We start from the raw sequence: 13,309 nt of genomic DNA on the forward strand, positions 1-13,309 counted from the left end.
ATATAATTTTATATTTTATTCAAATAATTGTCAATATCGATAATGTAAACATATCGTAATTCATATAATTTATAGTGTATTATTTTATAATTTAGGAGGTCTATAATGAAAATTCTCATAACTGGAACTGATGGTAATATTGGGCATTACCTTTCTAAATATTTCTCTAGCAGCCATGAAGTTTTTGCTTTAAAGAAAAATACATTAGATATTACAAATAGAGTTCAATGCACTGAAATAATAAAAAAACTAAATCCAGATATTGTTATCCATTCCGCAGCATTATCAAATATAGATTTATGCGAAAGAGATGAAACTTCCGCTTACACTATAAATACAATAGGAAGTTTAAATGTTGCCTACGCCTGCAGCATAGCAAGCATTCCAATTATATACATATCCTGCAATAATGTTTATAACGGTTCCAAAACTAGTCCTTACTACGAAACAGACGAATGCATTCCTGTAAATATATATGGAAAAACAAAGCTTGCTGGTGAAAAACTGATAAAGACAATTTGTTCTAAATATTTTATTATTAGAACTTCCTGGATATATGGTGGAAAAAATTGTTTTGTTCAAAACATTATAGATAACAAAGATATTCCTATATTTATGAGTTCAAGCGACATTGCAACTCCAACATTTTTGGGAGATTTAAGCAAGGTTATAGAAAAAATGATGCTGTCTGATGTATACGGTACATACAATGTTGTAAACTCAGGTGCAGTTAAGAAATCTTTATGGGTTAAAACAATATTGGACTACATCGGTATTAAAACAGATGTAATAGAAATCCCTGATAACTTTATTTCTAATAAAGCGCTTAGACCTAAATGCACCATATTAAATACCTCTCTTATTAAAAACTGTTTTGATATAGAGCTCCCTTCCTGGGAGATTTCCTTGAAAGAATATTTGCGCAAATAACTTTTTATAGTTATTACATTGATGTATAATATAAATTGTATATTGTTTATATGAGCGAAGGAGGAAAATTAAATGCAGTATAGAAAGTTTGGAAAGCACGACTTTAAGGTGTCTGCACTTGGGTTTGGCTGCATGAGACTTCCATTTTTAGATGAAGATGATTCTAAAATAAACGAAGAGGAAGCAATAAATCTAATAAGATATGCCATCGATAATGGAGTTAATTATTTAGACACAGCGTATCCTTATCATAAAGGCAACAGTGAACTATTAGTAGGAAAAGCTTTAAAAGATGGTTATAGAGAAAAAGTTAAACTAGCTACAAAATGCCCTGTATGGCTTGTTAAAAACCATGAAGACTTTAACAAATATTTAAATGAGCAATTAGAAAAGCTTCAGACAGATCATATAGACATGTATCTTTTGCATGCCTTAAGCAAAGAAAGATGGGAAGACTTAAAAAAATTAAATGTATTTAAGTTCTTAGAGGAAGCTGTTCAAAGTGGTAAAGTAAAATATGTAGGCTTTTCCTTCCATGATGAACTTCCAGTATTTAAAGAAATAGTGAACTCTTATAACTGGGATTTCTGCCAAATTCAATACAACTATATGGATACTGATTATCAAGCTGGCAAAGAAGGTTTAAAGCTTGCTGCATCTAAAGGAATGGCAGTTATAATTATGGAACCTTTAAAGGGCGGAAAACTTGCTAAAAATCCTCCACAAGAGGTACAGTCTTTATGGAATACAGCAGAGGTAAAAAGAAGTGCCGCTGACTGGGCATTAAGATGGATATGGAATCATAAGGAAGTAACTCTTTTACTAAGTGGAATGGGTGCTTTTGACCAAGTAGTTGAAAATATAAAAATAGCTGATAATTCTATTTCTGACTCATTAAATAAGGAAGAGCTAGAATTAGTAGATAAAGTTAAAGAAAAATATAATGAACTTATAAAAGTAAATTGTACTGCTTGTAATTACTGTATGCCTTGTCCATTTGGAGTTAATATACCAAGAAATTTTGCCCTTTTAAATGAATCTTCAATGTATAATGATATTAATGGCTATTCACACGCCTATAATAATTTTATGGCTGAAAATGATAGAGCTAATCACTGCAAGGAATGTGGACTTTGTGAGACAAAATGTCCTCAAAATCTTCCTATAAGACAACATCTAAAAGAAGTACACGCTGCTCTTGGATGTATATAAATCTAAAAACCTCCCTTAAAGCTTTAGCTTAAAGGGAGGTTTTTAGATTATCACTAAATTACTTAGCAGATAATTCTTTTACAAGGTCTTTTCGTGTTGCTTTTGAGATTGATTTAACTAGTACTGAAGATATAACTGCGTCTACCCCATGATGAAGCAATGTTCCTATCCCAACTACTATAAGAACCTTGTACATTGTATATCCAAATGGAATAACTATTAAAGCTTCTAATATTGCATGTATTGGTGCAGTTATTATAAGAGTCTTATTAAAAGACATTCCCTTCTTAATAGCATAAGCTCCCGCTAACGCCACTACAACATGCATTAAAGCTCTAGCTGCAACTACTATAGGTGCTGAAATAAAAAATCCTAGTGCAGATCCAAGTGCAACCATAACTGCTGCTTCAGGACCTAAAAGCATAGCTATAAATATTGGAACGTGAGCAGTTATTGTAGCTGTAAAAGGCGGCAGCTGAACCTGAAGTCCTTTAAAATAAATAGGTATTAGTATTACCCATGCAGTTAAAAGTGCAGTATAAGTTAATTTTTTAACGTCTTTCATTTTACCCCTCCATCTACATCTGTATATACACTAGTATACATACCGACCTTTGTTTTGTAAATAGACAAAATAAAAAAAGAATAGCCTTATGCTATTCTTCTAATCTATATACCTTTTTTGCTCTATCAGTATACAGTATTCCATCTAGATGATCAATTTCATGACAAAAGGCTTTTGCCAAAAGTCCTTCTGCTGTATACTCAACCTTTTTTCCATTAATGTCTACACCTTTAACTGTAACCTTTTTAGGCCTTATAACCTTTCCTTCATAGCCCGGGTAGCTTAAACAACCTTCTATGCTTTCCTCTTTTCCAACCTTTGCAACTATAGCAGGATTGATTAATATTATTGGTTTTTCACCTTCTCTGAGATCTATAATTATAGCTCTCTTCAGCACCCCAATCTGAGGAGCGGCAAGCCCTATTCCTGTTGTGCTGTATAATGAATCTTTTAAGTCTTTAACTAAACTCACTACTTCTTCATCAATTTTCTCAATTCTCTTGCTAACTCTTTTAAGCTTTGGACTACCAAACATTATTATTTCTTTTACTGCCATAACTGCCTCCCCTTTAGCTTTATGTTTATCTCAATTAAGTACATACTGTGTATTTCTACTTCAACAAATTTAATCTAACCAAATCATTAGTTATATCTATTATATTATTATCTGTATCTTCATCAAAAATCAAGTAGTAATTTCCTTCATTAATAGTCTTGTTTTTCATAAATGCTAAAATATCAATATTAAACTTTTCTAAATGATACCTTTCAAATGGTATACTGATGTTATTTTTTTTAACAGCATCTTTCAAATTTCTATCCAAACTCTTATCCGTTTCTCTATATAGAAATTCAGGCAGCCATTTTTTTCTATTGAAACTTAAATAATCAAATTTTATTATTTCTTTTAAGATACTAGAATTTTCACCTATAATTTCCTCATAAAAATCTACAAATACTTTATAATAGTCTACTGAGGATATGTTTCTTTTAAAATAGCCTTTATTATGAAAAAACATACCTAAAGCTAAATAAAAATCAAAAGGAGTATTATACCTGTGTACGAAAAAGCCGATTATATTATTAAATTTGTTGGAATTATAATATTTATCAACCATTTCTTCTACTCTTTTTAATATTATAATTTCTTCATAATTTATATCATTCGTTCTTAATACTTCATAGGGTGTATATGGAGAGTGCACAATACCCCATTTTTCAGCTTCCTCCTTCATATCAGTACCTTTTAAAACTTTTAAAAATCCAAGTTGTATTTCATCTGGCTCAATGCTATATAAATCATTAAAAGATTTCTTAAAAGATTCAAAGTTTTCTCCTGGAAGTCCTGCGATTAAATCTAGATGCTGTTTAATATTTCCAAAGCTTTTTAATTTATCAACCTGTTCTTTAATTTGTTTAAAAGCTACAAACCTATTTATATTTCTAAGCACTTCATTATTGGTTGTTTGAACACCAATCTCAAATTGAAACCTTCCCTTTGGTGCCTTTGATAAAAGCTCCAGTTGTTCATCCCTTAAAATATCTGCTGAGATTTCAAAATGGAAAGTTGTTTTAGTATCAAAACTCATCAAGTATTCCCATATATCCATAGCAAATTTACTGCTGCAGTTAAAGGTTCTATCTACAAACTTAACAAGCCTTACTTTCTTATCTATTAAAAATTTCAAGTCAACCTTAACTTTTTCTATATTTAGGAATCTAACTCCATGTATAGTAGAAGAAAGGCAATATTTGCAATTAAAAGGGCATCCTCTTGAAGCTTCATAATATACAATCTTATCGTTAAGGTCGTCCAAGTCTGTATATGGAAAAACAAGCTTATCTAAATCCATTAACTCGCGTGCCCCTCCATATATTATTTCATCTTTCTCCCTATAATAAAGTCCTCTCACGGTTTTAAAACTTTTTTCTTCAATTAAGTTCTTAATAAAATCTCTGTAGCTCTCCTCACCTTCACCCTCAATAATATAATCTGCTCTGCTGTTTTTCATAGTTTCTATACTATCATAAGAAACTTCCGGACCCCCGTATAATATCTTAACATTTGAATCAATAAGCTTTATGATAGAAGACAGCTGTTCAACAAAATACATATTCCAGATATAACAAGAAAAAGCCACTAACGTTGGCTTTTCACTTATAATTGCTTCTACTATTTTTTCCAGCCTATCGTTTATAGAAAATTCCATCACTTCACATTCATAACTCAAATCACTTGTATACTCCTTTAGATATCTTACCGCTAAATTACTGTGAATAAACTTGGAATTCACTGCTGCCAATACTACCTTCATTACTCTTACTTCCTTTCAACTTTAAATCTTTAGGATCTTACTCCTTCGTTTTTAAACTCTTTTTTTTAGCCTTTATATAGTATATATTATCTGATGCTTTTAAATCAATTATTTCAAAGTATTCTTGTAAAAGTTTTATTGTACTCTCCTTAGAATTATCTTTTACTAAATTAAAATCGTCCATTACAATTTCTTTAAGCTTTCTTTCTGCCAGCATTATTTTTATCTTTGCTCTAAATACTTTTGAATACCCTTTATCTATATCCCATATATAAATCACTCCATTGTCCTTTAGAAAAGTACTTATATCCTTTAAAAATTTTCTCTTATTAACTTTCAGCCAAATATTTTTTAGGGAAAAAAGCATGACACAGCTATCATAACCTTCCTTATCAATAAGCTTTTTTTCATCTTTTCCGTATACATAATCAACAGCCGCTTCTTCATTATATTTCTTATAGAGACTATAAATAATTCCATAGTTATCCATACCAATGTCCAGTACATTTCCTTTAAATGTTTCATGCTGCATATTAATAAATATTTCTTTTCTTGATTTATTTAAAATATCTAATTTCATCAAAACTCTTCCCCTTTTGCATTAATAATTATAGATATAATTCTACAAACAAAAAATAATTCCTCCATATTTTGGAAGAATTATTTTTGTTTATTTTCTTATTTATTAATTTTGCCATGAATCTCATCATAAAAATCAAGAAGAAACCCTGCTGTGCTATTTTGTGCTTCCTTTATTATTGTTGCTGCCATTTTTCCATATCTTTCTTCTTTATCTTGAACCTTTAGATACTTTAAATATACATTGTTTGCTACTAAGGCATTATTCTTAATGTAATCTTCTAAAGTCTTATATCTTAAAATACCTTTATCTATTAAGAATGTGTAGTCGGACATAAATCTCTTTATAATCCACATTTCAAATCCTCTATGGCTATCTAAAAGTCTATTATTAACATGATGAGGAACTGTCATATCTTGTACTAAATGACAGGCTGAGCCAAGAAAAAACATAGCTTTATCTGCTTCCTTAATCTTCATGTATGCAATAGCTTTGTTATAGTATTTCTTACATTCAGTCATCGCATCTGAAAATCCATATAAACCTTTGCCGCTGCTGAAATGATAAAAATGATTGGAGCTTTTAAAATCTTGATCTGCCCAGGTGACACCCTCATTTAAAGGCTTTATATGCTTTTTAAAGAATTCGTGCTCTTTTAAATATCCTTCATTTCTAAGAATTTCTATAGCTTGCATATTAATAAATTTATGTATAGTGCAGTTAGTTTTAAGTATTTTCTTTTTTATAGGATTAACTGCATGCATTACGCCTCTTACTGCCATACCGTAAGTTGTTTCAAATCTTTCTTTCATCTTAAGCATTTTCCTTCCTATTTATAAAAACTATCTTATACAATTTACTTGTTATTGTTATAATTAAATTTCCATACAGCAGTAATAATACCAATTAAAACTATTATTATTAAGTAATACATCACATCATTGCTTAAGTTAAATATAGGACTGCTATTTTGTTTGCTTATGCTGTATAATATACCATTTGCACTATCAAGGATTAACATTGAATTATCATTGAATTTTATACTGCTTACGAAAGAAGCATCCTTAAGCTCTAGCATTTCACTTAAAACGCCTTTATTGGTTAATTTATAGATAATATTATCTCTAGTATCATAAAAATATATGCAATTCTTTTCTCCTAAAATACCTCTAGTATCTACATCCATTGAGCCCAAAGAAGAAAGTGATTTATGTTGATATATAGGCGCAGGAGGATTTGTAGTTGGCTGATTATCTAAAATAAAACTTAATTTATTATTGTCCACTCCTTTAAATCTTGGAGAAGTAAGAGGATCTCCGCCGCTGTAATCCGGCCATCCGTACCATAAACCTTTTTTAATTTCATATATATAATCCACATCACCTTTCACTGGTCTTAAGCCTCTATCTTCCATGCCTCCTATAGCAGCAATTAACTTTCCCTCGCTATTGAAGGCCATCCCTTTTGCGTTTCTTATTCCCCAGGCATAGGTTTCTAAATTTCCATTTCCCATATTATATTGTATAATAGATGCATTACCTGGAGAGTGTGCTGATATAAGCTGACCTGAAGCGTTTTTAGTCATATAAGGAACAAATGCTCCCGTTTTCTCGTTTCCATATGTTCTTCCTTTTATAGTTATATCTCTAGGTGATATATCGCAATAATATGGATTATCTTTAAGCCATTCATTATCTCTTCCAACAACACCTGAATTGGTTGCAGCTCCTATAGATACATAAAGTTCATTTCCTTTTATTCTAATAATACTATCCTTATAATCTCCTAAATTCGGCAGTGCATTAATTATAACTTTTTCCTCTTTGTCTGCTAAATTATAACTATATACTTTAGTATCAGATGAGTAATATAATATGTTATCCTTGTATTCTAAAGACTTTATATTTAACGTTTTATTTTTTAATATATCATAACTTTTACCTTTAGCATCTACAAACTGTATCCTATCTTTATATGCTATGTAAAAATCCCCCTGATTATTAGAAACAATATCAACAGCACCTTTTAAACCTTTATATTTTTCAGAGTATCCAATTTGTTCGTCCCTTACAACTATATTGTTCTCTATATAAAAGTTCTTTAAAAAAATAAATAAGGCTAGTACAACTCCTCCAAGCAGAATGATCTTAAAAAAGTTTTTCATAGTTCCTCCATAAAAATACATGCTTTTCTATTAATATATATTTTCTTTTTTACAGGTATATGTATAATAATCATTAAATAACAAAGCTAAATTAATTCAACATTAATTGACCTATTATTACATATATATTCAAAATAGTTGGTTTATTATCTCAAAATTCTATGTTATGATATATATATTATTTATGGAGAAGAAGTGATAAATTTGAAAGACGGAAAGCTTTTACTTGATGAAAAGCTGATTTTACATAATGGAATAAAAAATGTACTTGAAAATTTAGTATTAAATGAACATTATATTTTGTATTTTATTTCTCCCGAAGTTAAACTAAAAAGCAGAATTATTAACGATCTTATTCAAAAATATGAAAAAGATATTCCTAAAGAATTATATTCTTCATTAAAGCTGCTAGCTTTAGATTTTGATTCGGATGAAATATTAAGAAGTATAAGCACTGAGCTCACTGAAAATATACTTACAAGTATTTACGCTTACTACTCTAAAAATAGAAACCTTCCTCTTAATATTTTAGAATTTTTGCTGCAGTATACTAAGAACAATTTTAATAATAGACTAATATTTTTAGTTAATATTTTATTAGCTGATTACTTTCTGCAGGAAAAAAATTTTGATTTAGCTGAAACTCATATAAAGCACTGTGTTGAATATATAAACTATAATAGCTCTGTAAACGAGTACGAAACTATGATAGTTTATATCATTTGCGGAAAATACTTAGAAAAAACTAATGATATGTTTACTAGTGGTGCCGACAATTATTATATTCTTGCAAAAAATATAGCTGAAAATTTAAAAGATGAGATATCACTTTTATCTATACTTTCTCTTTTATCCTATTACTACCACAATATAGGGCAAAGAGAAAAATCCGAAGAATACGCATTTAATGCTTTGTCAATTGCAGAAAAGTTAAAGATTTCAGAACTATACTTTATTGTATATAAAATATTATCTATTATAAAATCAACAGCGGGAGAATATAGCCAAGCTTCTGATTACATGAAAAGTACAATAGAGTCCTCTAAAAGCATTGATAGCTTTTCTGTTATCGAAAAAGTAAAACTTAAGAACTCCTTAGGATACACCTATTTTCTTCAAGGTGATTTTTCTTCTTCCCTTGAAATACATTTCGATGCACTAAATACCTTGTTAATGGTACCAAGTGCTTCTGAAATATTAGAAGAAGCAGTAAAAACCTGTGATAACCTATCCTTAAGCTTTAAAATGCTTGGTGACTTTGATAACGCAGTTTATTTTTCTAAGGCTACTGTTAAAATTATGGAAGACTGTAACTTCGGAAATAGAATTGATATACAAAATCTCTGCAGACAATATACTGATTTAGGAATTACCTATGGACTTTTCATGAATGATTATGAAAATGCTTTGAAGTATTATAATCTTGCACGACTTCATATAAGCAATAATGATCATTTTATAAAACTTTCAAATATAGTTATGTTGGAAGCATATATAAAATTTGCTTCTGGAAATATTGCTGAAAGTTATCTATGTTTTTCTAGAGCTTCAGACCTATTAATTTCTAATGGAAGCGGCAATATATATGTACAAAGTCTTTTGCTTTTATATTATATAGCTTTTTCAAAAAAACTTAAGGAATATACTAATACACTTATAAAATCTGCGAAAGTCATAAGCCAAAATTATAATCTTCAAAGTCATTTTAATTTTTATACTGATCTATTTATAAACGAAAGATGCTTTAAGCCTATAAATTACGTTAAAAATAAATATAAACTAAATCTTATTTTTGTTTTATCACAGGAACGGAGAAATTCTTTAAAAGAAAGCAAAAAAGCAAATGATTTTGAGATTGTTCAAAACTTTTCCAATAAAATAAGTACAATTTTTTCTGAAGATATACTTTATGAAGAAGTAAAAAATATGTTTAATAAATATTTTTTATCCAAAGGAATAATAATGACCAAGCACGCTTTCGAAACAGGTATAAGTTCTAAAGCATATTTACATACAGAAACTTCTAATAGCAAAAATGAAATCTTAGGCTTTTTTAAAAATTTAATATATGATAATAATCTTATATTAAATTCCCATGGAAGAAACTATGATATATTTAATTTTACAAATGATGATACTATAAATATTAAATCTATGATCTTATACTTTATCTATGATGAAATAAATTCAACTACTTATTATTTTGCTATTTTTAACAATAAAAGCTCAGATTGGGTATATTCTAAAGAAGATGCTGAGGTTGGGCTTATTCTTGTTAAAAACCTTTTTTTAAAACTTAAAACTATTCAATATACAGAAAAACTAAAAAATAATAATTTTATTGATTATTCTACAGGATTGTATAATGCAAAATATATGTGGAATAAGCTGGATGAATTATTAAAACTATATAAAAATATGAATGCTGATTTCTCTATAGGTGTTTTGGATTTAAATGATTTTAAACATATTAATGATACTTATGGACATTTTTCTGGGGATGAAGCAATAAAATATTTTTCTAAAATTCTAAAGCTTAATATTCCTTCTCCTAATGACATAATTAGATATGGCGGGGATGAATTTGTAATTATATTTCCAAGATTTTCAGCATCTGAAGCTGAAGAATATATCTCAAAGGCAAAAAACTTATGCAGCGAGTGCCCTATTCTTTTAAACGGTTTCCAAATATATTTAGATTTTTCTTACGGTGTGGGCAGCTGCACAAATAGTTTTGAAAATAGTAAAGCACTCTTTGAACATGTTGATAAATTAATGTATAATAATAAATTAGCTAACAAAAGATTAAACATAATCTAATTTATAAAAAAGACAAGGAGAATAAAAAAATGAAAGATCCTAGAATTGTTACTTTAGCAAAAAACTTAATTAACTATTCATGTAATTTACAAAAGGGAGAAAAAGTACTTATTGAAGCTATTGGACTTGAAACTCCACTTGTTACTGAGCTTGTTAGACAGGCATATCTAGCTGGTGCAGTACCTTTTGTAACAATTAAAGATAAGGAGATAGATAGAGCTATTCTTATGAATTGTTCAGTTGAGCAGCTTGAACTAATGGCTAAATATGAAGCTCAAAGAATGTCTGACATGGATGCCTATATAGGAATAAGAGCTGGTCATAACATAACCGAAACTTCAGATGTTCCCGGGGAGAATATGTCCGCTTATATGAAACATTTTTGGAGCCCTGTTCATGGAGCTATTAGAGTTCCTAAAACCAAGTGGGTAATACTTAGATATCCAAATTACTCCATGGCTCAAGCTGCTGGAACAAGTACAGAGGCTTTTGAAGATTTCTACTTTGATGTATGTACCTTAGATTACAGTAAGATGTCTAAAGCTATGGATTCACTTGTGGCATTAATGGAAAAAACAGATAAGGTAAGACTAACCGGAAAGGATACTGACTTATCTTTTTCAATTAAAGGTATACCTGCGATAAAATGCGATGGCCAGCTTAACATACCTGATGGTGAGGTTTATACTGCTCCAGTAAAAACTTCAGTTAACGGTTATTTAACCTACAATACTCCAGCTGTATACAATGGTTATACTTATGAAAATATCAGATTAGAATTTAAAGATGGTAAAATAGTAAAAGCCACTGCTAATGATACAGAAAGAATAAATAAAATTTTTGATACTGATGAAGGTGCAAGATTTGTTGGAGAATTTGCTATTGGCGTTAATCCATTCATACTAAAGCCAATGAAGGATACCTTATTTGACGAAAAAATAGCTGGTTCTATACATTTTACTCCTGGAACCTGCTATGATAATGCTGAAAATGGAAATAAGTCTTCTGTTCACTGGGATTTGGTTCTTATACAAAGACCTGAATACGGCGGTGGAGAAATTTACTTTGATGATATTTTAATAAGAAAAGATGGTATCTTTGTTATTGATGAATTAAAATGCTTAAACCCTGAAAATCTAAAATAATAGAATATAATCAAAATTCCCCACATAATTATTAATGTTACTAATTATGTGGGGTAGTTTTATGAAAAGAGATAGTTTTTTTAAAGAGTCATTAATTCTTACTTTGTCCAATTTAACTACGGGTGTTCTTGGTTTCATGTTCTCTATAATATTATCAAAGGAACTTGGAGCCGAAGGTATGGGACTTTATGGACTTATAATGCCTATATATAATTTATTTATTTGCTTAATTTGCGGCGGTATGGTAACGGCTATATCAAAAGTCGCTGCTGTCTATTTTGGAAAAAACGATTATAGAAATTTAAATAAGTCTATACATACATCATTAATGTTCGATCTTATTTGGGGAACAATTATATGTATTATATTTTTTACTTTTTCATCCTTTATAAGCTCTCATGTAATAAAGGATAGTAGAACATTATATTCTCTTAAGGTTATTGTTCCTGCACTTTTATTTGTAGGTTTGTCTTCTATACTTAAAGGTTATTTCTATGGTATATCACAGGTTAAAGTACCTGCTTTTATAGATATATTTGAAAAAGCTGTAAGAATAGCTGTAATAGTATCCGTTATTAGTATGCTGTCTGCTCCTTCTGTTACAGAAACTGTTACTGTAGCTTACATAGCACTGTGTATAGGAGAATTTATAAGTCTAATACTGTTGTACATATTTTATAGATTTAATAGGCAACGAACTACAGCATATAATTCGTTAAAAAAAGAAGGTAGAGCACAGCTTTTATTTGATGTCCTAGTTATTTCTTTTCCTCTTTGTTTAAACGGATTTATATCAACTGGGTTAAATACTTTATCTACCCTTATAGTTCCTAGAAGACTAATAAGTGCAGGCATAGAATACAGCACAGCACTTTCTTTAATCGGAAAGTTTACTGGGATGTCCATGGCTATAATTTTCTTCCCACTAATAGTAGTAAATTCTATGTCTACAGTTTTAATACCAGATTTATCACAAACTCTAGATAAAAAAGATTACTATGCTTTAGAAAACAGAATATCACAAGTTATGCAAATTGCTTTTCTCCTAGGCGTAATAACATTAATAATTTCAATCAGTATACCTGACTCATTAGGGCAGCTGTTCTTTAATAGAAATGATCTTGGACCTTATATTAGATTTGCCGCTCTGTCTGTTCCATTGACTTATACATCAGCTACTACATTCAGCATACTTAATGGACTAGGTCGCCAAGGTATAGTACTTAGAAATTCTCTTATAGTGTCTATTGAAGAAGTTATACTGTTATACATATTTACAGGGATTCCAAGCATTAATATTTTTGGATATGGAATATCACTTATTATTACTTCTTTAACTTTGCTGACATTAAATATTATAGAAATAAAAAAATACTGCAGAATATCCTTCTCTCCTGCAGAACTCATTATATACATATTACTGAGTATACTTATATACTTTATACTACTTATAGCAAATAATTTAATTCCTTCTACATTATTTGCACTTAAAAATATTTTTATTATAACTCTAGGATTTACCTCTTACTTTTTATGCATACATATAATAAATAAGGAAAGCTTTAATTAAGCTTTCCT

11 protein-coding genes are annotated in these 13,309 nt (G+C 29.4%); 5 read left to right on the forward strand and 6 right to left on the reverse strand.

The features are described from left to right. The first annotated feature begins 105 nt into the window (after window positions 1–105). Window positions 106–930, forward strand: coding sequence for an SDR family oxidoreductase (locus JK636_RS05665; RefSeq protein ID WP_202747850.1), 825 nt, complete (start codon window positions 106–108; stop codon window positions 928–930). 72 nt (window positions 931–1,002) lie between these two features. Next, window positions 1,003–2,142, forward strand: a complete 1,140-nt coding sequence (locus JK636_RS05670; protein WP_202747851.1) for an aldo/keto reductase — start codon at window positions 1,003–1,005, stop codon at window positions 2,140–2,142. Window positions 2,143–2,200: 58 nt separating this feature from the next. Here JK636_RS05670 and JK636_RS05675 read toward each other — a convergent pair whose 3' ends face one another. From JK636_RS05675 to JK636_RS05700, 6 genes are all read right to left on the reverse strand, one after another. Next, window positions 2,201–2,707, reverse strand: a complete 507-nt coding sequence (locus tag JK636_RS05675; protein WP_202747852.1) for an ECF transporter S component — start codon at window positions 2,705–2,707, stop codon at window positions 2,201–2,203. A gap of 91 nt (window positions 2,708–2,798) precedes the next feature. Then, entirely contained in the window at window positions 2,799–3,263 is a 465-nt protein-coding gene (def, locus tag JK636_RS05680; RefSeq protein WP_202747853.1) for a peptide deformylase, read from the reverse strand. A 55-nt stretch (window positions 3,264–3,318) separates the two neighbouring features. Then, window positions 3,319–5,022, reverse strand: coding sequence for a B12-binding domain-containing radical SAM protein (locus JK636_RS05685; protein WP_202747854.1), 1,704 nt, complete (start codon window positions 5,020–5,022; stop codon window positions 3,319–3,321). 37 nt (window positions 5,023–5,059) lie between these two features. Further along, a complete protein-coding gene (locus tag JK636_RS05690) occupies window positions 5,060–5,602 on the reverse strand; it encodes a class I SAM-dependent methyltransferase (RefSeq protein ID WP_202747855.1) in 543 nt (180 codons plus the stop codon). 98 nt (window positions 5,603–5,700) lie between these two features. Next, complete coding sequence (locus JK636_RS05695; RefSeq protein ID WP_202748751.1) at window positions 5,701–6,414, reverse strand: zinc dependent phospholipase C family protein; 714 nt, start codon at window positions 6,412–6,414, stop codon at window positions 5,701–5,703. Window positions 6,415–6,458: 44 nt separating this feature from the next. Further along, window positions 6,459–7,766, reverse strand: coding sequence for a PQQ-dependent sugar dehydrogenase family protein (locus tag JK636_RS05700; RefSeq protein WP_202747856.1), 1,308 nt, complete (start codon window positions 7,764–7,766; stop codon window positions 6,459–6,461). Between the two features lie 195 nt (window positions 7,767–7,961). Here JK636_RS05700 and JK636_RS05705 point away from each other — a divergent pair, with 195 nt between their 5' ends. From JK636_RS05705 to spoVB, 3 genes are all read left to right on the forward strand, one after another. Continuing rightward, complete coding sequence (locus JK636_RS05705; RefSeq protein WP_202747857.1) at window positions 7,962–10,586, forward strand: diguanylate cyclase; 2,625 nt, start codon at window positions 7,962–7,964, stop codon at window positions 10,584–10,586. 29 nt (window positions 10,587–10,615) lie between these two features. Continuing rightward, a complete protein-coding gene (locus JK636_RS05710) occupies window positions 10,616–11,731 on the forward strand; it encodes an aminopeptidase (RefSeq protein ID WP_202747858.1) in 1,116 nt (371 codons plus the stop codon). A 61-nt stretch (window positions 11,732–11,792) separates the two neighbouring features. Continuing rightward, a complete protein-coding gene (gene spoVB / locus JK636_RS05715) occupies window positions 11,793–13,301 on the forward strand; it encodes a stage V sporulation protein B (protein ID WP_202747859.1) in 1,509 nt (502 codons plus the stop codon). Window positions 13,302–13,309 lie beyond the last annotated feature (8 nt).

It is taken from the genome of Clostridium rhizosphaerae, from assembly GCF_016765585.1.
Lineage (GTDB): Bacteria > Bacillota > Clostridia > Clostridiales > Clostridiaceae > Clostridium_AT > Clostridium_AT rhizosphaerae.